Origin of the sequence: Acinetobacter sp. A3, assembly GCF_012371415.1 — a bacterium.
In the GTDB taxonomy this organism is placed as follows: Bacteria; Pseudomonadota; Gammaproteobacteria; order Pseudomonadales; family Moraxellaceae; genus Acinetobacter.
Genome location: NZ_JAAZQW010000032.1, coordinates 1 through 24494, shown reverse-complemented (window position 1 = coordinate 24494; position 24494 = coordinate 1). Strand labels below are relative to the sequence as shown.

At 41.1% G+C, this 24494-nt stretch carries 23 protein-coding genes and 2 pseudogenes; 16 read left to right on the top strand and 9 right to left on the bottom strand.

Annotation, left to right across the window (positions count from 1 at the left end; genetic code table 11):
* Window positions 1-335 precede the first annotated feature (335 nt).
* Complete coding sequence (locus HHA42_RS10365; protein ID WP_168526401.1) at window positions 336-905, bottom strand: peptidylprolyl isomerase; 570 nt, start codon at window positions 903-905, stop codon at window positions 336-338.
* Window positions 906-1003: 98 nt separating this feature from the next.
* On the opposite strand from HHA42_RS10365, the gene HHA42_RS10360 reads away from it, so the two are divergent.
* Complete coding sequence (locus tag HHA42_RS10360) at window positions 1004-1675, top strand: acetoacetate decarboxylase family protein (RefSeq protein ID WP_168526399.1); 672 nt, start codon at window positions 1004-1006, stop codon at window positions 1673-1675.
* Window positions 1676-1715: 40 nt separating this feature from the next.
* Here HHA42_RS10360 and HHA42_RS10355 read toward each other — a convergent pair whose 3' ends face one another.
* Window positions 1716-2789, bottom strand: coding sequence for an alpha/beta hydrolase (locus HHA42_RS10355; protein ID WP_168526397.1), 1074 nt, complete (start codon window positions 2787-2789; stop codon window positions 1716-1718).
* A gap of 206 nt (window positions 2790-2995) precedes the next feature.
* Here HHA42_RS10355 and HHA42_RS10350 point away from each other — a divergent pair, with 206 nt between their 5' ends.
* From HHA42_RS10350 to HHA42_RS10330, 5 genes are all read left to right on the top strand, one after another.
* Window positions 2996-3457: a DUF1682 domain-containing protein gene (locus tag HHA42_RS10350; RefSeq protein WP_168418714.1), complete on the top strand. Its 462-nt coding sequence runs from the start codon at window positions 2996-2998 to the stop codon at window positions 3455-3457.
* Window positions 3458-4095: 638 nt separating this feature from the next.
* Window positions 4096-4668: a nucleotide exchange factor GrpE gene (gene grpE / locus HHA42_RS10345; RefSeq protein WP_265087823.1), complete on the top strand. Its 573-nt coding sequence runs from the start codon at window positions 4096-4098 to the stop codon at window positions 4666-4668.
* A gap of 121 nt (window positions 4669-4789) precedes the next feature.
* Window positions 4790-6727, top strand: a complete 1938-nt coding sequence (gene dnaK, locus HHA42_RS10340) for a molecular chaperone DnaK (RefSeq protein WP_168418716.1) — start codon at window positions 4790-4792, stop codon at window positions 6725-6727.
* A gap of 196 nt (window positions 6728-6923) precedes the next feature.
* The gene (locus HHA42_RS10335) at window positions 6924-7838 is read left to right on the top strand and encodes a matrixin family metalloprotease (RefSeq protein WP_168418717.1); all 915 of its coding nucleotides are present in this window, start codon (window positions 6924-6926) and stop codon (window positions 7836-7838) included.
* A gap of 131 nt (window positions 7839-7969) precedes the next feature.
* On the top strand, window positions 7970-8356 hold the full coding sequence (locus tag HHA42_RS10330) for a hypothetical protein (RefSeq protein ID WP_168418718.1): 387 nt from the start codon (window positions 7970-7972) through the stop codon (window positions 8354-8356).
* A 96-nt stretch (window positions 8357-8452) separates the two neighbouring features.
* Here HHA42_RS10330 and HHA42_RS10325 read toward each other — a convergent pair whose 3' ends face one another.
* Window positions 8453-9739 (bottom strand): lytic murein transglycosylase, encoded by a 1287-nt coding sequence (locus HHA42_RS10325; RefSeq protein ID WP_168526395.1) that lies wholly within the window; start codon window positions 9737-9739, stop codon window positions 8453-8455.
* Window positions 9740-10327: 588 nt separating this feature from the next.
* Here HHA42_RS10325 and HHA42_RS10320 point away from each other — a divergent pair.
* Window positions 10328-10546, top strand: a pseudogene (locus HHA42_RS10320) (transposase); the annotation flags it as partial.
* Between the two features lie 38 nt (window positions 10547-10584).
* A pseudogene (locus HHA42_RS10315) lies at window positions 10585-11094 on the top strand (IS30 family transposase); the annotation flags it as partial.
* A gap of 104 nt (window positions 11095-11198) precedes the next feature.
* On the opposite strand, the gene HHA42_RS10310 reads toward HHA42_RS10315, so the two are convergent.
* From HHA42_RS10310 to HHA42_RS10300, 3 genes are all read right to left on the bottom strand, one after another.
* Window positions 11199-12320 (bottom strand): 5-(carboxyamino)imidazole ribonucleotide synthase, encoded by a 1122-nt coding sequence (locus tag HHA42_RS10310; protein ID WP_168526393.1) that lies wholly within the window; start codon window positions 12318-12320, stop codon window positions 11199-11201.
* A gap of 14 nt (window positions 12321-12334) precedes the next feature.
* On the bottom strand, window positions 12335-12847 hold the full coding sequence (gene purE / locus HHA42_RS10305; protein ID WP_168418721.1) for a 5-(carboxyamino)imidazole ribonucleotide mutase: 513 nt from the start codon (window positions 12845-12847) through the stop codon (window positions 12335-12337).
* 225 nt (window positions 12848-13072) lie between these two features.
* Window positions 13073-13414, bottom strand: a complete 342-nt coding sequence (locus tag HHA42_RS10300; RefSeq protein WP_168418722.1) for a DMT family protein — start codon at window positions 13412-13414, stop codon at window positions 13073-13075.
* A gap of 269 nt (window positions 13415-13683) precedes the next feature.
* Here HHA42_RS10300 and mpl point away from each other — a divergent pair, with 269 nt between their 5' ends.
* Window positions 13684-15054, top strand: coding sequence for a UDP-N-acetylmuramate:L-alanyl-gamma-D-glutamyl-meso-diaminopimelate ligase (gene mpl, locus HHA42_RS10295; protein WP_168526391.1), 1371 nt, complete (start codon window positions 13684-13686; stop codon window positions 15052-15054).
* 216 nt (window positions 15055-15270) lie between these two features.
* On the top strand, window positions 15271-16356 hold the full coding sequence (locus HHA42_RS10290) for a zinc-dependent alcohol dehydrogenase family protein (protein ID WP_168418724.1): 1086 nt from the start codon (window positions 15271-15273) through the stop codon (window positions 16354-16356).
* Between the two features lie 140 nt (window positions 16357-16496).
* On the opposite strand, the gene HHA42_RS10285 is transcribed toward HHA42_RS10290, so the two are convergent.
* A complete protein-coding gene (locus HHA42_RS10285) occupies window positions 16497-16778 on the bottom strand; it encodes a GNAT family N-acetyltransferase (protein ID WP_168418725.1) in 282 nt (93 codons plus the stop codon).
* Window positions 16779-17171: 393 nt separating this feature from the next.
* On the opposite strand from HHA42_RS10285, the gene HHA42_RS10280 reads away from it, so the two are divergent.
* The 4 genes from HHA42_RS10280 to HHA42_RS10265 all read left to right on the top strand — a co-directional run bounded on the left by HHA42_RS10280 (window position 17172) and on the right by HHA42_RS10265 (window position 20860).
* Window positions 17172-18137, top strand: a complete 966-nt coding sequence (locus HHA42_RS10280) for a TerC family protein (RefSeq protein WP_168418726.1) — start codon at window positions 17172-17174, stop codon at window positions 18135-18137.
* Window positions 18138-18296: 159 nt separating this feature from the next.
* Entirely contained in the window at window positions 18297-19661 is a 1365-nt protein-coding gene (gene guaD / locus HHA42_RS10275) for a guanine deaminase (RefSeq protein ID WP_168526389.1), read from the top strand.
* 217 nt (window positions 19662-19878) lie between these two features.
* The gene (gene hpt, locus HHA42_RS10270; protein WP_168418728.1) at window positions 19879-20406 is read left to right on the top strand and encodes a hypoxanthine phosphoribosyltransferase; all 528 of its coding nucleotides are present in this window, start codon (window positions 19879-19881) and stop codon (window positions 20404-20406) included.
* 196 nt (window positions 20407-20602) lie between these two features.
* Window positions 20603-20860: a GlsB/YeaQ/YmgE family stress response membrane protein gene (locus tag HHA42_RS10265; RefSeq protein ID WP_168418729.1), complete on the top strand. Its 258-nt coding sequence runs from the start codon at window positions 20603-20605 to the stop codon at window positions 20858-20860.
* Window positions 20861-20969: 109 nt separating this feature from the next.
* Here HHA42_RS10265 and HHA42_RS10260 read toward each other — a convergent pair whose 3' ends face one another.
* Both HHA42_RS10260 and dmeF read right to left on the bottom strand, forming a co-directional pair.
* Window positions 20970-21671 (bottom strand): DsbC family protein, encoded by a 702-nt coding sequence (locus HHA42_RS10260; protein WP_168526387.1) that lies wholly within the window; start codon window positions 21669-21671, stop codon window positions 20970-20972.
* A gap of 107 nt (window positions 21672-21778) precedes the next feature.
* The gene (gene dmeF, locus HHA42_RS10255) at window positions 21779-22747 is read right to left on the bottom strand and encodes a CDF family Co(II)/Ni(II) efflux transporter DmeF (protein ID WP_168526385.1); all 969 of its coding nucleotides are present in this window, start codon (window positions 22745-22747) and stop codon (window positions 21779-21781) included.
* 58 nt (window positions 22748-22805) lie between these two features.
* Between dmeF and HHA42_RS10250 the strand changes: the two genes are divergently transcribed.
* Both HHA42_RS10250 and HHA42_RS10245 read left to right on the top strand, forming a co-directional pair.
* Complete coding sequence (locus tag HHA42_RS10250; protein WP_168418732.1) at window positions 22806-23072, top strand: metal/formaldehyde-sensitive transcriptional repressor; 267 nt, start codon at window positions 22806-22808, stop codon at window positions 23070-23072.
* 107 nt (window positions 23073-23179) lie between these two features.
* The gene (locus HHA42_RS10245) at window positions 23180-24367 is read left to right on the top strand and encodes an MFS transporter (protein WP_171525590.1); all 1188 of its coding nucleotides are present in this window, start codon (window positions 23180-23182) and stop codon (window positions 24365-24367) included.
* Window positions 24368-24494: the final 127 nt, after the last annotated feature.

The window sequence follows — 24494 nt, the reverse complement described above, 5'->3', positions numbered from 1 at the left end:
CAATCAATGAAATATTTTCGATTAATCAATCAGTAAAAATCCACACAAGTTGTTCTTCATAATCTCTTAATGATCTTATTTTCACTTCGTCAGTAAAAATATAACGCAAAACTTTCTCTACAACTTAACCCTGTGAGCTAAGTTTCTAAGTTGTTTCGCGTCGGGATGGGTGCATTATAGGGCAATTTCCTACACGTGCAAGTGCTTTTAACTGCTTGTTTTCACGAGTGTTGGATTTTTATGCATCATATTGGCTCAAAAATACACAAACCACCCTATAAACACTTAATTTTAAATAAAAATATATTTTTTATATTTTTATCATCAATATTTACTTATTTTGCAGCGAGCACAGGCTTTACCGTGACACTTAGAATTTTAACCGCTTGTTTAGGTACATTTTGGTGCATCCCATAGTTGCCCGTCGGTACTTTCACAATACGATCTACCACATCCATACCTTTAGTGACTTTACCAAATACCGCATAACCTGCATTTCGAGGGCTTCTATTTAAGAAGTCGTTATCTGCCACATTAATAAAGAATTGGCTGCTTGCAGAATCAGGGTGATTCATACGTGCCATTGCCAAAGTACCGCGTGTGTTCTTCAAGCCATTGCCTGATTCGTTACGAATAGTCGCTTTGGTTGGTTTTTCTTGCATCTTGGCATCCATACCACCGCCTTGCACCATGAAGCCTGGAATCACACGGTGGAAGATTGTGCCGTTATAGAAATTTGACTTGGCATAATCTTCAAAGTTTTTTGCAGAAATAGGCGCTTTGTCATTAAACAACTCAATTTCTATATTGCCCATGCTGGTTTTCATTTCAATAATGCTGTTTGCCGCCATTACATTAAAGCTCATCGCCATTGCGGCAAGTGTGAACATACTTTGTTTTAACATTTACTTGGCAATCCATCTGTGTTGTATTCGGAATTCGTCTATATTAATAAGATTACGATAATAAATCAGTGGCTATTTTTTATCACGCTGGAAAACTTATGTATAAAAATAATTCAGATCATACCGTGCTGTGTTTGCCGCCTTGGTTGTTGCAAGGTGAAGCCTATATTCTAAATTATTGGCTCAGCTCCTCTGCTTTAAAACAGGCACAGATTTTTGGCTTAACACCTTCAGCATTTGGGTGTGTGGTACAAATCATGTTGGTGCGCTATGCACAAAGCCCAATTGGCGCCTATGATGAGTTGCTGATTTTAGATCATCCCGTATTGCAACGACGTGTGTTATCTAATATTCCCAAGATTTTTGTTTCCACAGAATCTTCTGTCCAGCATGGACAACAACTTTGGGGGATTCCTAAAGAATTGGCCACATTTGAATGGCAGGCGCATGCTCAGCAAAGCACTTGTACCATTCGACAGGCAGATTTAGAACTCTGTATTCGATTTGAGCAGCATACAAAAGGTCGATACATCAATGTAAATAGTCAATATCTGCCCGCTGCATTATTAAAGATCACACAAATCTGGCAAGGTAAATGTTATCGCTTTAGTCCTTCATTTCGTGGTCAATTGATCCCACTAAAACAAGTTTCTTGGCAACCCAACTCCTCATTATTTCCAGATGTTTCCCAGGCACGTTTATTGACTGGCTTTTACGTGCCTGCGTTTGAACTGATTTTTCCTGAAGCCACAATTCATTCTAAGAAATAAAGTTCCACGTGAAACAAATTGAACCCATAGATACAGATTTTTAATGGCGAGGACGATCCCAAAACTTTCTAAAGTTTTTACACATTTCAATGCTGAGTTTTTTTGCACGGCTCGACACAAAACTCAGGTTAATAAAGCCATGTGCCTGATCTAAATATTCAACATACTTAGCCGTTACCTGATTTTGACGTAATTTATGTGCATAAATTTCCGCTTCATCGTGCAGCACATCATGCCCTGCTGTGACCACAAAAGCAGGCGCTAATTTTTTTAACTTCCCAAAAGTTGGAGAAATAATCGGATCATCCAAAGCCACTTGGTGCTGCGTAGCGTAGTGATGCGTCACGAAATCTATATCTTGCTCTGTGAGCACCAAGCCATCTTTATAGGCAAAAAATGAAGGGTGTCGGCTTTTAAAATCCAATGCAGGATAAATCAGGAACTGTGCCTCGGGTGCATAGGCACTGTGCACACTACGCTGCGCAACCACTGCCGCAATATTACCGCCAGCACTATCACCTGCCACCGCAATACGGTTTTTTAAAATTTTCATTTGACGACGATGTTGATAAGCCCACGCCAAAGCCTCTTCACAGACCTGAATAATCTGCTGTGGACTGGCTTCAGGTGCAAGCGGATACGCCACACTCAACACTTGCGCATTGGCATGCACTGCCATCAAACGACAGAATTCATCATGGCTGTCTAAACCACCCACCACAAAACCACCACCATGATAAAACACAATTAAAGGCAGTTTTTTATGCGGTGCAGGATGATAATAACGTGCTGCAATATCACCGCTGGGTAAATTTAAGCGAACCTCTTCCACACGCTTGACTGCTGTTGGCGTACTGGCAATAGATGCGATTTGACGGTCAAATTGCTGTCTGGACTGAATGGGGTCTGCACCAATAAAACCAACTTTACCTTGCTTTAATTGTGCCGCCATCATGCATTTAATAAAAGGATCAAGGTCAGGGTATTGATAAGGATAAGCCAAGGCCTGCGCTAAGGCTTCATGCGCTCTGTCAGGCAATTTATTTAAAAAACGCGCAGCCGTTCCCTGCCCTTTGTGTAACCTCTGTTTAAGCGATGAATTCAAGATTTGCATGATTGTTCCTTTTTATATGCGTAAATTCTTCATCATTTCTTCATGATTAAATGCAAAATGACCATTTTGTTATACAAGTGCTTCAATCGTTATACATATCTAAACTTTCTATACGCTAACCTGCTTTTATGACGCTGTCATTGACAATTTAGCTGCCCATTATGCATGTTTCTTGCAAATTCATAGATTGGCTCAGGAGGTGGAACATGGCTAAAAAACTGATATTACTCTCATGCGCTACTGCTTTTTTAGCCGTAGGCTGTGTCGCATTTCCTGAAGATGGTTACTACGATGGTCGCTATGATCCTCGTTATGAACGTCGCCATGATTATGATGATCGACGTTATGACTATGATCGTCAGCGTTGGGAATATCAACAGCGCCAACAACGGGTAGAATTAGAACGTCGCAAGCGTGAAATTGAGCGTCGTGAATGGGAACAAAACCGACAAAAGCAATTGCAACAGCAAAAACACGAGCAAGAACGCCAGCGTTTAGCTGAGCAACGTAAACGACTTCCGGAACAACAGCGCAAGCAGCTTGAACAAAAACGCAAACAGCAAGTCGAAGCTGAACGTAAAAAACGCGAAGATATACGTAAACGCTTGCAACAACAGCGTGATGCACAACAAAAACGCTGGCAGGAAAACCGTAAAGAGCGTGAATAACGTCGTGATCGTGATTAAAAGTGAATGCGTCATTGCTTATATAAGCACAATTTAGAAATACTTGCTCAGCATGTAATTCAAAATGATGGCGCAATCTTTCGATCATTTTATGACTTCGATAAAAACAAAAAAGATCAAGCAAAAAAAAGGCTTATCCAGAGGTTGGATAAGCCAGAAAACACATTTAACAATACACCAGAAACTACAGCGATATAGCATCTATGCGCAAAGAATAAGCAGCGTATAGACTGTTGTAAAATATTTAATTTCTCTGAAATTATTTGTTTTAGCTCTTACTTAACACACCATTAGCACAGCAACTTGATGAAAGCTAAAATCTAAAACCATAAGTAACAGATCAATCCCTATATAAATCAATTACTTTCATGCTTTTAAATCCACTTTTTCACCCCAAAATGCCGCATCATTTTTGCTTCAAACCCTCCTTCAATTGCAACATTAAAGTGCGGCAAAGTCGTTATTTTTAATTAAAGTTCAAAGCAAAATAAAATTAATCTGCAAAGACGCTTGAATTTTATCTGCCCTGCCCCGATTTCTTAGCTAATTACGAACTTCTCGAACCATGGCAGTTCAGCAATAACGCAGTTTGCATTAGCACTGACGCCAAAGGACTGTACATGTTTAAAAACCCATTTAAACGGAGTAAATCAATGGCAACTGAGCAGAACGAGCAAACTCAAGACCTTGAGCAAGCGCAAACGGAACCACAAACAGCGCAAGATACTGAGCAAGCAGAAGTTTCCGTTGAATCTTTACAAGAACAACTGAACAAACTTGAAGAAAGCTTAAAACTGGAAAAAGCACGTACTGCCAATGCTGTTTACGAAGCTGAAAAAACCAAAGAACGCTTAGAACGTGAAGCAGATACCGCTAAAAAGTTTGCTTTGGAAAAGTTTGCCAAAGAGTTATTGGATTCTGTAGATAACCTTGAACGTGCCATTGCCGCCAATGGCGATGAAAAAACCGCATTGTCTGAAGGTGTGGAACTTACGTTGAAATCTTTACTCAGCACCCTAGAAAAGTTTGGTGTGGTGGTGATTGATACAGCTAGCGGCTTCAATGCAGACCTGCACCAAGCAGTGGGTATTGATCCAACTGCGAAAGCCAACGAAATTGGTAACGTGTTACAAAAAGGCTACACCCTACATGGTCGTTTACTACGCCCTGCAATGGTGATGGTTGGCGCTTAAGCCTTATAAATTCGAGGGTTGATAAAAAATTTTCATCTAAACAACTTGAAAAATTTTGATTGGCTCTCATATCGAATAACAAGTGAAAACATTGCAAAAGAATTTTTGAGGAAACATCCAAATGGCTAAAATCATTGGTATTGACTTAGGTACAACTAACTCATGTGTAGCGGTACTTGAAGGCGACAAAGTTAAAGTAATTGAAAACGCAGAAGGCGCACGCACAACTCCATCTATTATTGCGTATAAAGATGGCGAAATTCTTGTAGGTCAATCTGCAAAGCGTCAAGCGGTAACCAATCCAAAAAATACATTATTCGCTATTAAGCGTTTAATCGGTCGTCGTTATGAAGACCAAGCGGTACAAAAAGACATTGGTCTTGTACCTTACAAAATCATCAAAGCAGACAATGGTGATGCTTGGGTTGAAGTGAATGACAAGAAACTTGCGCCACAGCAAATTTCTGCTGAAACTTTGAAAAAGATGAAAAAGACTGCCGAAGATTACTTAGGCGAAACGGTGACTGAAGCAGTAATTACTGTACCTGCGTACTTTAACGATGCGCAGCGTCAAGCAACGAAAGATGCGGGTAAAATTGCTGGTTTAGAAGTTAAACGTATCATTAACGAACCAACTGCTGCTGCACTTGCATTTGGTATGGACAAGAAAGAAGGCGACCGTAAAGTTGCTGTGTATGACTTGGGTGGTGGTACTTTTGACGTATCTATCATTGAAATTGCAGACCTAGATGGCGACCAGCAAATTGAAGTGTTATCTACCAACGGTGATACTTTCTTAGGTGGTGAAGACTTTGACAATGCCTTGATCGAATACTTGGTTGAAGAGTTCAAAAAAGAACAAAACTTCAACTTGAAGCAAGATCCATTGGCGCTACAACGTCTAAAAGAAGCGGCTGAGAAAGCAAAAATTGAGCTTTCTTCTTCTAACGCGACTGAAATTAACTTGCCATACATCACTGCAGATGCAACTGGTCCTAAGCACTTAGTGATTAACGTGACACGCGCTAAACTTGAAGGTTTAGTGGCAGACTTAGTTGCTCGTACTATTGAGCCATGTAAAGTTGCGCTTCAAGATGCTGGACTTTCAACATCAGACATCTCTGACGTAATTTTAGTCGGTGGTCAATCACGTATGCCACTTGTACAACAAAAAGTACAAGAGTTCTTTGGCAAAGAACCACGTAAAGACGTGAACCCAGACGAAGCAGTTGCAATTGGTGCAGCGATTCAAGGTGCGGTATTGTCTGGTGACAAAACTGACGTATTGCTTCTAGACGTAACACCATTAACGCTTGGTATTGAAACGATGGGCGGTGTGTTGACGCCAATCATTGAGAAAAACACTACGATTCCTGCAAAGAAATCTCAAGTGTTCTCAACAGCAGCGGACAACCAGCCTGCGGTAGATATTTCGGTTTACCAAGGTGAGCGTAAAATGGCTCAACAAAACAAATTGTTGGGTAACTTCCAATTAGGTGACATTCCACCAGCGCCACGTGGTGTGCCACAAATTGAAGTATCATTCGACATTAACGCTGACGGTATCTTGAAAGTATCTGCTAAAGACAAGAGCACAGGCAAAGAGCAATCTATTCAAATTAAAGCAAACTCTGGTTTGAGCGATGCTGAAATTGAAGCGATGATCAAAGATGCTGAAGCGAATGCTGAAGAAGACCGTAAGTTTGAAGAACTTGCAAAAGCACGTAACGAAGCCGATGCACTTGTTTCTTCAGCTCAAAAAGCAGTAAAAGACCTTGGTGAACAAGTCACTGCCGATGAGAAAACTGCGATCGAAACTGCGGTCACTGAACTTGAAGCCGTGACGAAAGAAAATGATGTAGATGCAATCAAAGCGAAAACTGAAGCATTGCAAAACATCATCATGCCAATTACACAACGTGCTTATGAAGCTGCACAAGGTCAAGGTGGTGCACAAGGTTTTGACCCGAATGCATTCCAAGGCGATGCAGGTCAACAAAAAGCTGACGATGGTGTGGTTGATGCTGAATTCACCGAAGTGAAAGATGACAAAAAATAATTTGTCGCTTTAACACAAACCAAAAACCGCGCTGCAAACCATTGCAGTGCGGTTTTTTTATGCCCAATGAATATGCATCTTTTTTTAAAACTTAGATTCTCAAATCAATACGCTAAAGCCTGAGTAAACCTCTAAATAGATTGAGTTACTGCCCTGCTTTCGGCTACAGTAAGTCAAAAAAGGAAGTTGCTTGGCGATGCGTTTGTTTCTTTTGGGTGCAATCATAGTATTTGCTATTTTGCTGATTTATCAAAATATTCAACACCCTCATACACGGCACAATACCGCACTTGATCGATTGCAACATCCTTTAGACACACGCTTACGCTACCGTATTGCAGAGCTAGACCCACGTTTTGGGTTGGGTCAAGCCGATTTGCTTCGCATCAGTCAGGAAGCTACCGATATTTGGAAACACGGCACGGGACAAGATTATTTTGTCTATGACCCAAAGGCCAAACTCGCAATTCATTTAATTTATGACCAACGACAAGATGAGTCTAATCAACGTCGTCAAGAGCTCAGTGAAATTGAACAACGTCAACAGCATTGGAATGAACAAAGCCTGCAAGTTCAGATGCTTAAACAGCAAATTGATGATAAAAACTCACAACTTGCTGCTAAAAAAATGCAGTTTGAGCAGCAACTCGCACAATACAATCAACAAGTTCAACAGATTAATCAAAGTGGTGGATTACATCCGTCACAACATGAGGTTTTTGCAGCTAAGAAGCAAGACATCCAGCAACATATGTGGAATTTAGAGCATGAAATTGCGCAATTTAATCAGCAAATTAATCAGCTCAATCAACAAGTAGATGCACTCAATCAACTGAATCAGGACATTGATGTATCTATACAACAATATAACATCCGCTTTCAGCCTCGTTTATTTGACAAAGGCAGTTTCGATGGACGTGCCATCCGAATTTATGAGTTTCAATCTGAAGATGATTTACGCTTAACCTTGGCACATGAGTTTGGACATGCACTTGGCTTGCAACATCACAATGACCCACATGCCCTAATGTACCCCATGTTAAAAGATCAACAGTTGAAAAATTTCCAACTCCGCCCGGCTGATATTGATTTGCTACATGCACGGCATTAAATAATCAAGCCGAATTAAAACAACCACACAGCCTGCCCCGCAGCATCGTTACATAGGCATTACACGCGAAGAGGCAGCAAATTTACTCATTTCATGTTATTGTGGACGCTCTGTATAACCCTGAACGATCTGTGGAGATTCATGTGAGTTACTACCATATTCTGATTGAAGTAAATGACCACATCAGCACGATTGAACAAACCCGTGATATCGAAATTTTTGATATTGTTGAGCTTCAACCTTATCTCCACTCGATTTTATTGCCATATTTTAATGAGCAAATCATTGAATTAGATGATGAAAATATTGAATACAAAGATATTTTGCATCTTGAAGTTAGACAGACCTTACTTCCAATTGAGCATTTAATTGAAGAAGAACAACGTCTACTACCAAGTGATACAGACATCACCATTTCAGCCTACGAAATTTTTAATAATCGTGAATTAAGCCAAGATGTCACGACTGTGATTTTTGATTTGCTCGAAGCTGTGAAGATTGATACCTCTGCGGTATAAATATTGAGCTTTAGCTAAAATATAAAAAAGGTCTGCAATGAAAGCAGACCTTTTTTTTATGTAAACATATTATTTTTATTGAGAAATATCTGCCGATTATTGCATCATTTGTTTGGCAGTTTCATTACGGAATGCACGCAAAATTTGTTGCCCTGCCCGACCCGTTGGTGACAACCCCAGTCGAATTTGCTCCTGACGAATCGCTTGACGGGTTTTGTCGCCAATTAAACCATCGACATCACCAATGTCATAACCACGATTTAACAAAAAGCGTTGAATTTCTCGGCGTTCTGCACGAGATGTGCCCGCATCATCGGTTGGCCAAGCAGTGCGGAATGCAGACTGCCCCATTAAACGATCAGACAAATGCGCAATCGCTAAAGCATAACTTTCTGCTGCGTTATAGCTATAAATTGCATCGAAGTTTCTAAACACCAAGAACACAGGGCCATTAGCACCTGCAGGCGCCATTAAACCAGCCTGACTACTACCCGACAAATTGCCCTGAATTAAAGCTGAGCCATCTGCACGAGTTAATCCACGGTTGACCCAACTACTTAGTGATTTTTTATTACGTCGCCCTTCTCCACTTAACGACATGCCGGCAGGAACATTCACCTCAAAGCCCCACGGCTGCCCTGTTTGCCAGCCACGGCGTTTTAAAAAGTTAGCAGTGGAAGCCAAAGCATCTGGAATACTGGAAACCAAGTCACGACGTCCATCACCATCAAAATCGACCGCCAATTCGTCATAGGTCGATGGCATAAATTGGGTATGTCCAAACGCCCCTGCCCATGAGCCTTTTAATTGTGATTCGGTGACATCACCACGTTGTAATAAACGCATAGTGGTAAAAAACTCACCACGGAAATAACTTTGACGGCGTCCTTCGCAGCTCAAAGTACCCAATGCCTGTAATAATGGGTAGCGGCCAGAAATCGCACCAAAATTACTTTCCACACCCCAAACCGCCACCACAGTTTCGGCAGGTACGCCATAAGCTGCAGCAACACGATTCAACACTTCACGATGCTGCGCTAATTTTTGCTGTCCTAACTGTACCCGCTCATCATCGACCAGCCCTGATAGATAATCCCAGATTGGCGTGGAAAATTCAGGTTGATAATTTAAACGTTCAATCACCGAATAGTCTGGACTTAAATTTTGAGTGTAGCGGTCATAGCTACTGCCACTGACCCCTTTGGCAATGGCCTGACTGCGTAAATTGGCCAAACAACTCTGAAAATGATTTTGTGGTTGAAAATTGGCAGATGAACTGACCGCAGGTGTTACGGTCATGGGTTTTCCATTTATAATCAGCTCAGCCTGAACCTGAGTTGCTGCCATTGCAGCAGTCGCAAAAATCACAGCGAAACGATGCATAATATCCTTTGTGTGCTTTGAATTTAAATCATGGTTTACCATAACACCTTCAGCCTTAGAGATCAGATGAAAATCTGTAACTTTAAATTCATTTTCTCTATTTTAAATTCATATTTGGTTTTTAAATTTAAAAAACTTATCCACAAGCGCCATATTTTTTACTTTTAAATTCAAAATTACAACCAAACGATAGGTTTATAAATTTAAAGTTTGAATTCAAATTAAGATAAGAAAAGTTATCCACAAAACTAGATATATATTGCATTTCCCGAAGTAATTGATTTGAATTTAAAAGCAGTTTTTTAAATTTAAAGACTACAACAACCAATACTTTTATTTAAATTCAAAACCATTTACCCACTTTTAAATTCATTCTCCATATTTAAATTCAAAGTTACACCACAGCTTTAAATTTAAAACACGCCATTTGAATTTAAAGTTTTGAACTCATTACTACTACCTTGTTTGTATTTTTATTGAGCGCCGCTGTTAGGTGTTGTTGTTGTTGTTGTTGTTGTTGTTGTTGTTGTTGTTGATTTAAGCAAATCTATCTTAATCAACCCAAAATTAAAGGGTTAATTGGCTACTGAGCACGGTATTCGTATTGAATATATTCAACCGGGTAAGCCACAGCAGAATGCGTATATTGAACGCTATAATCGGACCATACGTTATAGTTGGCTGAGCAAGCATTTATTTGATACTTTGGATGAAGTACAAGATTATGCAACAAACTGGTTGTGGCATTACAACCATGAAAGACCACATCAAGCTAACAAAGGAAAGCCACCTCTAATGGCTGCTTAACCTCTACTTTTAACTTCGGTTATTTATGGGAGGATTACCAAACAAGTATTCACTGCCGAGACCAGGTCATTGATCAACGACAACGTTTAGGAGATTTCGAAGGTGACACGGTGATTGGTAAACATCATAAAGGTGCTTTATTGACTCTCGTTGATCGAAAGAGCCTGTATGTACATATTGTTCATTTAGGGCCAACGAGAGCATCCTCTCAAACGATTACTTGTGCATTAGATCGTTTACAAATGAGCCATGCTTATAGTGTAACATTTGATAATGGCAAAGAATTTTCCGAACACAAAAGAATTACTGATGTTGGCATAGAGACGTATTTTGCTGATCCTTACAAGTCTATTCAGCGAGCTAGAAATGAAAATACGAATGGTTTAATCCGTCAATATCTGCCAAAATCATCATCGTTTGATGACGTGTCAAACGAACAAATAGAGCAGATAGAATTTGCACTCAACCATCGTCCTAGAAAAACACTAGGTTGGTATACACCGAGTGAAGTTATGGCTGGTTTTTATACTGTTGCACTTGCCGCTTGAATCCGCCAGATGTAAAATTTTTTGCACTTCATTTGAGAATCTAAGAGATAAAAAAAGCGCTCAATATTGAACGCTTTTTTATGATTTTTCAATTATGTATAGGCTTAGATACACATATCTTCACTGAGTGCCAAAGGATTTGGCAAAATTTTTGCCAACTGGCGGCATAAATCTGTCAATTCAGCAGCATCATTCGGCATTAAAGTAATATGCCCAATTTTACGGCCTTCACGCTCAGTTTTATTGTATAGGTGCAAATGTGCGCCATGTAATGCCAATACATCTTCAGTTTTTGGATGCTTGCCAATAATATTGACCATTACCGTTGGACGTACTACTTCGGTTGAACCTAATGGTAGTCCTGCCACAGCACGAATGTGGTTTTCAAACTGAGAGCACACCGCACCTTCAATAGACCAGTGACCAGAGTTGTGTACGCGTGGTGCCATTTCATTGGCATACAAACCTTGTTCAGTCACAAACAATTCTAGTGTCAACACACCCACATAATTCAAATGATTGAGTAGGCGAGTGATATATTCCTGCGCCATAGGCTGCAAGTCTGCACTGTTTGGTGCAGGTACAATTGAATGTGACAAAATACCATTGTGATGATGGTTTTCTGCCAATGGCCAAGTTTTCACTTCACCTTGCTGACCACGCACCGCAATAATAGAGACTTCACGTGAAAAGCTAACAAAACTTTCTGCAATCAGGCTACCTGCAGGGCCTAATTCTGCCCAAGCTTGTTCAATTTGATCCGCACTGCGCAGTACAAATTGACCTTTGCCATCATAGCCGCCTGTAGCAGTTTTTAGCACAATCGGCAGACCGAGTTCAGCTACAGCAGCCTGTAAACTTTCCAGTGAGTTGACTGCTTTATACGGCGCAACAGGAATTGCCAATTCATCAAATAAGCCTTTTTCCAGCAAGCGGTTTTGTGCAATCGCTAAGGCCTGACGTGGTGGATGTAAGTCTTTGTGCTTAATCAAGACATCTACATCTACCAATGGCGTATTTTCAAATTCAAGACTGAATACATCAGCACTGTGTATAAAATTTTGAAGGCTATTTTCGCTTTTACTGGCAAATACCTGCCCTAAAGCTGCTGCAGGGCAATCTGAACTGGCTTCAAAAAAGGTACATTGAATATTTAGCGGTAAAGCCGCTTGTGCCATCATACGGCCCAGCTGTCCACCACCAAAAATACCGATGGTCTTATCCATAGTAATTGTCCCGCTTAAGCCTGACCTGGAATATTGTTGCTTGAGACTTTCTCAGTTTGCGCAGCACGGAAATTAGCAACATTTGTTGCAATCTCTGGACGGGTTAAACCTAAAATCTGTGCAGCCATAATTGCGGCATTGGTCGCACCCGCTGGCCCAATCGCCAAAGTACCTACCGCAATACCCGCAGGCATTTGCACAATTGAAAGTAATGAATCGACACCATTTAAAATAGAAGATTTTACAGGTACACCCAACACAGGTAAGTCAGTTTTGGCTGCACACATGCCTGGTAAATGTGCTGCACCGCCTGCGCCTGCAATGATCACCTGAATACCACGCTCACGTGCTTGTTCAGCATATTCAAATAAGCGGTCTGGGGTACGGTGTGCAGAAACGACTTCCGCTTCAAATGGGACACCAAGCTGCTTCAGCATATTGGCAGTGTGTTCGAGAGTTGCCCAATCCGATTGAGAACCCATGATAATTCCAACGAGAGGAGCGTCTTGTGCAGCGGCCGCATTCATTACAAATATTCCAGAAACGAAACTAAGGAAAGATAAATTCAGGCGAGAAAGCCAAGCTTGAATAAGAACTCCACATTATAGACTGATTTTTCGACTTGTTAAAATTGAACACAGCCACCAAGTAGGCTTTTTTCATTATTTTTATCGGCTAAGTGCTGAACAATCTAAAATCTATAAACTTAATAGGGGATTCCCAAACCTGTTTAAGTCAGAATTCCCCGATTTTTAGGGAGTACGAAACACAAAATACACGCAGCCGCATAAGCATAAAGCTGCCCACACATAATCCAGTTTAAAAGGCTGCTTAAATAAAAAAATCATAAATGGTACAAAAACCAGTAAGGTCACAACTTCTTGGGTAATTTTCATTTGACCGACCGCCCAACCATGCTGTGCCAACAAACGGGTCGCAGGAATCATCAAGCTATATTCAAACAGGGCAATCACCCAACTGAATAAAATGGCCTGCCACAGCGGTGCATCGTGCGGTAAAAACTTGAGATGACCATACCAAGCCAAGGTCATAAAACAGTTTGCAATCACCAAAAGTAAAAGTGCCGAAGACATTGTGCCGTACTATCTAAAAAGTTCAGTTTATTTTACGGGGATTCGACCTTAAAAATACACGTAGACAAATTTTTTATCTTCTACTGAATTTTAAGCACTGCCATCGTCACATATCTGCTTAGATCTCACTTTAAAAATCATGCTGTCTAGATACAAGAATCACTATCTTTTCGCCAAAACCCTTGCTATCGTTGCTTCAAATCAAATTAATCACGACAACAGCACAACAGATAAGTGATGTGTCTATAAAAGCAGTGGAGTAAGGCGGAATGCATCTGCATATTTTGGGTATTTGTGGCACATTTATGGGCTCTTTGGCACTTTTGGCCCGCGATTTAGGACATACCGTCACAGGTTCGGACCAAAACGTATATCCACCGATGTCGACCCAACTAGAAAATGCAGGCATTACCTTAATGCAAGGCTATGACCGCAGCCATTTACAACCGCATCCTGATTTGGTGATTGTCGGCAATGCCATGAAACGCGGGATTGATGCGATTGAATACATGCTCAATGCAGGTTTGCCGTATATTTCTGGCCCACAGTTTCTGGCCGATCATGTCTTGCAAGGCAAGCACGTACTGGGCGTTGCAGGTACACACGGTAAAACCACCACCACCACCATGCTGGCGTGGGTGTTAGATCAGGCAGGCTTAGAACCTGGCTTTTTAATTGGCGGTGTTCCGTTGGGCTTTAGCGAAAGTGCACGTTTAGGTGCTGGCAAATACTTCTGTGTAGAAGCCGATGAATACGACTCTGCATTTTTTGATAAACGTTCCAAGTTCGTCCATTACCACCCTAAAACAGCTATTTTAAATAATCTTGAATTTGACCATGCCGATATTTTTGATGATTTGGCTGCAATTCAGAAACAATTCCATCATTTAGTGCGTACCATTCCAAGTGAAGGCCGCATTATTGCCCCAATTACAGAAAGTCATATTGATGAAGTGCTGGAGATGGGTTGCTGGACGCCTGTGCTGCGTACTTCGCTCGATGCACAGCCAAATGCAGAACTGTATGCAGAACAACTTGCAGCAGATGGTTCACACTTTAACGTCCTACAAAATGGTGTAATCAAAGGTGAAGTACACTGGAATATGACAGGGCAGCACAGTGTTGCCAATGCTTTAGCCACCATTGCCGCTGCTGAGCATGTCGGTGTTTCAATTGAAACAGCATGTATTGCGCTATCCAATTTTGGTGGGGTCAAGCGCCGTATGGAATTACTCGGTACACCGCGCGGCATTGAAGTGTACGATGACTTTGCCCACCATCCAACGGCCATTGAAACGACACTCGAAGGTGCACGCAAACGTTTAGGTGAACGTAAATTGTGGGCAATTATCGAACCACGCTCTAACACCATGCGCATGGGTAGTCACAAAGATGGCTTAGCCTATTCGGCACGTTTGGCCGATGCTGTGATCTGGTATCAACCTGAAGGCTTAGACTGGGATTTACAACCCGTGGTTGCCGCGGCCGACAATCATGCTGTGGTGGCCAATACTTTGGATGAGATCATTCAAACCATCGTCAGCCAAGCAGGTGAGGGCGATGCAGTCGTGATTATGTCTAATGGTGGGTTTGGTGGCTTGCACCAAAAACTGATGCAAGCATTGCAACACAGCGCTTAAACCATTAATTTCATTTAAAGGCCGTGTTTTGCAAAAAATACGGCCTTTTTTATATATTATAAATTTATATATTATTTTTAAAAAGCAACGATTTTGCTAATGAACTTGTCATCTTGTCCTGTTACCTTAGAAGAATAACATCCTGCGAGCATGACAATTGCAACAGGTTGGCTGCTGGATGTCTTTCATCATAATCACTAAAGAAGGATAGTCACAATGTCAAAAACAATGAAAGCCATGGTCTATCACGGCGCTAATGATATCCGTTTTGAAGATCGACCTCGTCCAGAAATTCTACAACCGACTGATGCGGTGATTCGCCTGACCAAAACCACAATTTGCGGTACTGACTTAGGTATCTGGAAAGGTAAAAACCCTGAAATTCAAGAGACAGCCGTAGCTAAAACAGGCAATTTTGATGGTCGTATTTTAGGTCACGAAGGTATTGGGATTGTAGAAGAAGTCGGTTCTGCTGTTAAAAACTTCAAAAAAGGCGACAAGGTGATTATTTCCTGCGTCAGCCGTTGTGGTACCTGTGAAAACTGTCAAAAGCAACTCTATGCACACTGCCGTAATGAAGGCGGTTGGATTATGGGCTATATGATTGACGGTACCCATGCAGAATATGTGCGCACCCCATTTGCAGACACTTCTTTGTATTTATTACCTGAAGGCTTAAATGAAGAAGTTGCTGTATTCTTGTCAGATGTATTGCCAACTTCACATGAAATTGGTGTGCAATATGGTGATGTCAAACCAGGTGATACCATTGCAATTGTAGGTACAGGCCCGATTGGTATGGGGTGTTTGCTTACCGCACAATTCTATTCTCCTGCACAAATTATTGCAGTAGATATGGATGATAACCGCTTGGCAATGGCCAAAGAGCTAGGTGCAACCCATACGGTAAACTCAGCCAAAGAAGACGCTGTACAACGCATTTTAGAAATTACGGGTGGCCGTGGTGTTGACTGTGCCATGGAAGCTGTCGGTATCGAAGCAACTTGGGACATCTGCCAAAATGTAGTGAAAGAAGGCGGACATATTGCCAACGTGGGCGTACATGGCAAGTCTGTGAACTTTGAGTTGAATAAACTCTGGATTAAAAACTTAACCATCACTACAGGCTTGGTGAATGCCAACACCACAGGCATGCTGTTAAAAACATGCTGTTCAGGTAAATTACCTTTGGAAAAACTGGCAACCCACCATTTCAAATTTGCAGAATTTGAAAAAGCCTATGATGTGTTTAAACATGCTTCAGATGAAAAAGCCCTGAAAGTGATGATTAATTACGAATAAACTAGACTGAACTGTACTCAACAAGCCAATTCATATTTTGTGGATTGGCTTGTTTTTCTTGAGATACATCAAAATAAACACTTTAGCCCAACATGTTCTAAAGTCTGAGCTCATTGAAGGTGAGTAGTTGTTTAAATACACTAAGCCACTACATCAGCAAATTCAGCTTCACGTTGGAACATCACATCAACATAGGAGCAGGTTGGGACAATTTTAAGCTGCTTTTCACGTGCAAATGCAACTAAGGCATCTAATAATTGACGTGCTACACCTTGTCCACGCAAGGAGTTATCTACCCAAGTGTGATCTGCCACTATGGTCGCTTCATTTTGATATTGATAAGTAATTTCAGCGATATGCCGACCATCACGTTCAATAAAAAATTCACCGCCACGTTGGGTTTCTTGATGTTGAATTTGCATAAATCACCTATCACACTAAATCTATTTTTTAAATTTGCCACATTCAGCAAAAATGTATTGTGCTAATTTGTACATAGCTAGCATCGCTCTAGCACAGAAAAAATTGCACTCTATTTAAAATTATGTAATTCTTTGCACAGATTTAGGCCATGGCCTAATCCCAAATTGTTTGAACAAGGGGAGTAGCCTCCTCCAAACGTTAAAATCAATTTTAACGTGTCAGCGTTTCGTCATTACACTTTGCAAAAAGTCGGACGCTGAGCATCGTGCCTGAATACATAAAAATTTCAGCACGATGTAGGCAAGACCTTGATCATGTTGTTACAGATGTTTTATATCATCTGACAACGGGTCAAGGTTTTTTTGTGGCCAATTGTCGGATGCGGAGATTGTATGGAATCTATCGGCAATTTATGGCTTTACACCGCTTTTTTTGCAATTGTGGCCGTCATGCTCGCTATTGACTTCTTAGGCTTTCGGCAAAAAGCAGGCGAATCAGTCAAAGTAAAAACTGCTGCCTATTGGAGTATAGCCTGGGTCAGTGTTGCGGCTTTATTTGGTGGCGGCTTATGGCTATACCTCAAACAGCATTTTGGTGTTGAAATCGCCAATACCAAAGTCATGGAATACTTTGCGGGTTATTTACTGGAAAAATCTCTAGCAATTGACAATGTCTTTGTCTGGTTAATGATTTTTGCCGCGTTTGCAATTCCTGCAGGTTTACAACGCAAAATTTTACTCTACGGCGTATTAGGTGCAATTGTACTCAGAACCATTTTTATTTTTATTGGAGCTTGGTTCGTACAAGAATTTTCATGGATTCTATATCTGTTTGGCGCATTCTTGGTATACACGGGCTTTAAATTCTTAAAAGGCCCAGAACAAGAAGCCAGCAACATCGAAGATATGGCGCTGTTAAAATGGTTACGCAAACACATGCGTATCACGCCAACACTACAACAAGACAAATTCTTTGTTCGCCAAAACGGCGTACTTTGGGCCACACCACTCTTTTTAGTTTTAATTTTGGTCGAAGCATCTGACGTGATTTTCGCCGTCGATTCAATTCCTGCAATTTTTGCAGTCACCACCGACCCGTTTATTGTCCTGACTGCAAATTTAATGGCTATTTTAGGCTTGCGTGCCATGTTTTTCTTGCTCTCTGGTGCAGCCAGTAAAATGCATTACTTACCTTATGGCTTAGGTCTAATTTTGCTGTTTATTGGTTTTAAAATGTTGATGCTGGATGTCTTCCACATGCCAATTTGGATCTCACTGGGCTTTATTGTGATTGTACTGAGCGTTACTGCTTGGTTGTCTATTCGCCACAGCCGTAAACATCATCAAACCACGCTATAAGCTATTAGTCTCATATTAATTGCTCCAATCAGCCTTCTTTCGGGAAGGCTGTTTTATTCTTTTCATTTATCATCTGGTCAAACTTTAAGAGAAAATTGAGCTAAATCTTTGTATATTTCAGGTACAATCCAGCGAAAAAATAAAATACAGGTTGTTTCCATGTCATCTGCCATAGCTCGCACCGCCATTCGTGGTCGCTTTCTGGATTTTCAAAATAGCGTCACTCAAGCACAAGAGCTGCCTGAACAAGTACGCTATATCGAAGATGCCTTGCTGATTTGCGAACATGGCAAGATACAGTGGTTTGGTACTTGGCAAGCAGGGCAGTCACAACTCACTGCAGATACGCCCATACAGCATTATCCTGAGCATTTAATTGTGCCAGGACTGATCGACACCCATGTGCATTTTCCACAAACTGAAATGATGGGCGCGTATGGTGAACAATTATTGGAATGGCTAAATAGCTATACTTTTCCAACCGAACTACAATTTTCAGATCAAGCCTATGCAAATCAGATTGCTCAATTTTTTGTGCAGGAATTACTCAAAAATGGTACCACGACAGCGTTGGTATTCTGTACGGTGCATCCTGAATCGGTAGATGCTTTATTTGAAGCTGCACAACAGCAACAAATGCGTTTGATTGCAGGTAAAGTGATGATGGACCGACATGCACCTGAAGCCTTATGCGACACCGCAGAAAGCGCTTACGCAGACTCTAAAACCTTAATTGAAAAATGGCATGGCAAAGGACGTAATCTATATGCCATTACCCCACGTTTTGCACCGACCTCCAGTCCTGAACAGTTGGCACGGGCAGGGCAGCTTAAAGCCGAATATCCAGACGTATATCTGCATACCCATTTAAGTGAAAACCCAAATGAAATTGCTTGGGTCAAACAGCTATTTCCTGAACAACAGGGATATTTAGATGTCTATCATCACTATGGCTTAACTGGTTCACGCTCGGTTTTTGCGCATTGCGTGCATTTGGAAGAAAATGAATGGCAATGTCTGCATCAAACAGATTCAGCGATTGCCTTTTGCCCAACATCCAATTTATTTTTAGGTAGTGGCTTATTCCCTTTGCAACGGACTTGGGAGCATCAAGTCAAAGTTGGCATAGGTACCGATGTTGGGGCAGGGACATCCTTTAATATTTTACATACCCTCAGTGAAGCTTATAAAGTGCAACAGCTACAAGGCAACAAACTCTCGGCCTATGAAGCGCTCTATCATGCCACTTTAGGAGCGGCCAAAGCGTTAGATTTAGACGACAAACTTGGCAATTTTACGGTAGGGAAAGAAGCTGATTTTGTGGTGTTAGACTTGCATGCCACTGCTTTGCAAAGCTTACGCCAACAACGCGCAAAAAACCTTGAAGATGCCTTATTTGCCCTCATTACGTTAGCAGATGACCGTAACATTCATGCGACCTATATTTATGGACAACGTGCCTACTACAACCCTACAAGCAACCCAAAACCAAACGCTGAAGCACCTCCAAAAGCAGGAATCTAAACCTGCTCGACGTCCTATGCTCCGAGTGCTTGGACTGGGAATGTTGGCGCTCGGCTGTGCCTTTTTGTTACGCTCAGATGCATCTCAAAGCAAAAAATGATGTTATTTTAACCATGCAAGAGGATGCAACATCCACCAAGATATATTAAAATTAAGACATATTTTGAGGTGTTGCAGGTCAACACCTTTTTTATTTTTGCTTTTTAGGTATCTACCCATGACAGTTGAAATGCAGGTTTTGATTTCTGCAGAAGAAATCCAGACAAAAGTTCAGGAACTTGGTCAAAAAATTAATGCACACTATGCCAACAGTGATAAAGAATTGGTGTTGATTGGCCTATTACGTGGCTCGGTGCTGTTCATGGCAGATTTATGCCGCACCATTCACAAGCCGCATGAACTGGATTTTATGACCGTATCCAGTTACGGTGGTGGTACTGTGTCTTCACGTGATGTGAAAATTTTAAAAGATCTCGATGGTGAAATTCGCGGTAAAGATGTGTTGGTGGTTGAAGATATTATTGACTCAGGCAACACCTTAAATAAAGTCGTTGAAATTTTACAAACGCGTGAACCAAACTCAATTCAGCTATGCACCTTAATTAGTAAGCCATCACGCCGTGAAATTGAACTTGATGTCCAATTTATGGGCTTTGAAATTGAAGATAAATTTATTGTCGGTTATGGCCTAGACTACGATCAGAAATATCGCCATATTCCATTTATTGGTGAAATTGGTTTATAAACAACCGAACACATCCTGTTTTTAAAAGTGATCTTTGGATCACTTTTTTTAGGCCTATTTTTTGTACTTCCTGTATCAAACAGGACAAAAACACAACATGCTGTAGCATTATTTGACTGTTTTCCTCGGAATTTTTCAGCAAAGATAAGACTGAAACATGATCTAAAACATAAACAAAGATAACAAGGAGCTGCTCATGTGGTCATTAATTGTCGCTATTGTGGTGGGTTTTATTGCAGGTTTAATCGCACGTGCTATTCATCCTGGAGATGACAAAGCAGGGTTTATTGTCACAACATTGTTAGGGATTGCAGGGTCTTTATTGGCCACCTACGCAGGGCGTATGCTAGGACTTTATTCAGATGGCTCGGCCGCAGGTTTTCTCGCTTCTATCATTGGTGCGCTGATTATTCTGTTTATTTATAATATGGTCACGAAAAAATCGCGTGCTTAAATATAGTCCTGATCTTTCAATCGAATTAAAAAACCGTCTAAAACTTCAGGCGGTTTTTCTTTTGACTGAACTAAACTGTACTGAAACCCAGCCCATTCACATAACAGTTTTACAAACCAAATTCTTTAAAAATTTGCTCAATTTGTGCGGCAGGATAAGCACCCATCACTTTAAAACCATTTGAAAAAATGATGGCAGGCGTTCCTTGCACAGCTAAACTTTTGGCTAAAGCCAAGTTACGCTCAATTGGGTTGGCACAACTGCTTTTGCTGCTCGGCAACTGCGCTTTACTGATTAAATTTTCCCAAGCCTGTGCTGGATTTTTCTCACAAAAAACCTGTTTAGACGGCGTTACAGATTGTGCTTTTAGCGGCAAAACAAAGGTATATACCGTAATATTATTCAGCTTTTTCAGTTCAGCCTCAAGTTGTTTACAATATGGGCAATTTGGGTCAGAAAAGATCGCAATCTGACGTTTACCCGTACCTCGTACACTTTTTAAAGCATCCTGCAAAGGTAGCTTTTTCCAATCCACACTGTTTTGTTGAATCAACAAATCTTTGGTCAGGTTATGCTGATCTTTTAAACGAATCATAGAGCCCGCCAAAATATGTTGGGCATCTTCGTTTAAATACACCACTTGACCATCCATAGCAGCGCTATAAATGCCTTTCATTTCTGTGGCCTGAATATTTTCTAGCGTTAAATGTGGGTGCTGCTGTTTTAAATTTTTTGTTACCGATGCCACATCGGCCATACTAAATGTACTGCACACCCCGATTAAGGCTGCCAAACTCAATTGTTTAATCATTGTCTGAACTTGATAAAATAAATTCATCCCGATTCTAAGCTCAAAGCCAAACCAAATTCAGCATTTTTTAGCCTGTTTTACGCAAATGCTACAAGCTACTCAATACATCATATTTTAGTTTCACGTGGAACATTCACAGACAGCGGTGCATTAATTTCTACAGACACATGCACAATTTCTTCATGTACCGCCAAGGCTGCACGTACCTGATCTGCATCTAAGTTTTCCGCCGTTTCCAAAGCCAAAATGCAGGAAAATTTACCTTGCCCAACTTTCCAGACATGCAAATCGGTGATACTCACCTGTACAGGTAACTCATCAACCACCTCGCGAATTTCATCTACCACAGGATGATCCATTTCTGCATCTAAAAGGGTGCGACCTGTTTCAAGCATTAGCTCAATTGCCCAGCGTGCGACCAAAATTGAACCTACAATTCCCAAAACTGCATCTAGAAAATCCCAGCCCCAATATTTGCCTGCAATCAGGGCAATAATCGCAAAAATAGAGGTGACCGCATCTGCCACCACGTGCATAAAGGCTGCTTTCTGATTCAAGTCATGGCTGTCATGTGCATGCTCGTGCTCATGATGGTGATGGTGATGGTGATGGTGATGGTGATCATCTTCATGTAATAACCATGCACAAATCAAATTCACCAATAAACCTAAAACTGCAATTGGAATGGCTTCGTTATAATGAATATAGACAGGAAAAAATAAGCGCTGGATAGAATGCACCGCCATAAATGCGGCCACAACTAACAATAAAATGGCGCTGCTATAACCTGCTAAAATTTCAATTTTCCACGTTCCAAAACTAAAGCGGGTATCTTGAGCATAATAACGTGCCGCACGATAAGCAAAATACGCCAACCCCAAAGCCAGCATGTGTGAACTCATGTGCCAGCCATCGGCCAGCAATGCCATCGAATTAAAGACCCATCCTCCAATGATCTCTAAGAACATCATGACAGCAGTTAACAAAGCTGCATATAATATTCGCTTCTGCGCCAGCGGATTGCCTTGATCGAATTGATGCACATGGGTACGATGATGAGAATGTTGCTGACGCATAGCGGGAGGTCGTTCTTAAATATACTCCCCTACAGTATATTAAAATTGAGGTGATGTGTTGAGCCATTTACATACAGATAAAAAAATTTTAAATCGTGTGAAACGCTTGCAAGGGCAGATTGGGGCAGTAGAACAAGCCATTCAAGACCCTGAACGCGGCTGTATTGAAGTATTGCAACAAGTGGCGGCCATTAAAGGTGCTGTCAATGGACTCATGAACGAGCTGATCGAATCACATTTACGCCATCACGTGATTGGTGATCAGTGTGAGGTTAACGAACATGAACTAGAAGAATTTATGAAGCTGTTAAAACGCTACAGCTAAACACATAAATTGGCTTGACCACTTAAACTGCTTCTCTTTACACTGAGTTTTTGTTTCTCACTATTTGAGAGCTAGACCCTAAGTTTTAGCACTCAATCGAGTTTTTTATGACTCAATCTCAATCTTGGCATCCCTTTGTGATGATCAGCCTAGCCCTGATCATTGGCACTATGGGCACAGCACTTGCCAGCCCACTGTATCCAATTTATCAGGAACTTTGGCAGCTCCTCCCCAGTCATATCACCTTTATTTTTGTTGCCTACATGTTCGGCTGTTTGGCTACTTTGCTATTTTTAGGGCGTACCAGTAACAGCATTGGCTTTTTAAAAACCTTAGAATTGGGCTTGGTGATCATCACCCTAGGACTGTTGATGTCCATGTTTGCCAATAATGCGCTTTGGTTAGCTTTCGGGCGTTTTATTATTGGAATTGCTTCGGGATTAATGACCACCTCAGCATTAATTGGCCTGATTTGGAGCATTCCCGCATCCCATAAAGCACATGCCCCTCAACTTAGTTCGGTGATTACAGCCGTTGGTTTTGGTTTAGGCCCTTTGTTGGGTGGAGCGATTGCTCAATTTTCTGCTGCTCCCTTATTTACGCCTTATATTCCAGTGATTATTGGGGCAGTTTTATGTTTTATTGGTTTATACCGTTTACCTCAACCACAATTTGAGGCACAGGCCTTTTCAATTGCGCCACGTTTGGAACGTCCAGCACCGCAATTTCATGCTGAATTTTATATTACGGGTTTAACTGCATTTTGCACCTTTGCAGCCTTTAGCCTTTTTGCTTCACTTTCTCCCTCTTTTGTGCAAGTGATTATTCCTTGGCACGGGCCGTTGGTCAGTGGCTTGGCTATTACCTGTATTTTGCTAATTTCAGCCGTGGTGCAATATTTTTCTAAAGCTATTCCTGCACGAACTTGCCTGAATTATGGCTTGTATTTACTGCTGTTCAGCCTATTAATTTTAGGCTTATGTATGTATTTACGCTGGAGTTTTCTATTTTTTGTCAGTGATATTTTACTGGGAATTGGACATGGTTTGGCACTCATTGGCGCCTTTGGTCTGATTCATGCTATGACCAATGTTCAGAATCGTGCAGCGGTCATGTCGACCTATTTATTTGTCGGATATTTAGGCACAATCTTGCCTATTATTGCAGTCGGTTATTTGGCCGACCACTTTGGTTTAAGCACTGCAGTATTGAGTTTTTGTGCAGCAATCTGCTTACTGTGCGCAATCTTGATTATGTGGCACCGCCATCTACAAGACAGCCCAGTCTTAGATTAATCGTACTCTCTTAATAAGGGTATAGCTTAAACCTTAGCCATGAATTTAAGTAACCTGAGTTCGATGAAATCCACTTAACCTTTTAGCATATTTTGGAAAGTTGGCTTATTGGGGTTCAAACAATAAG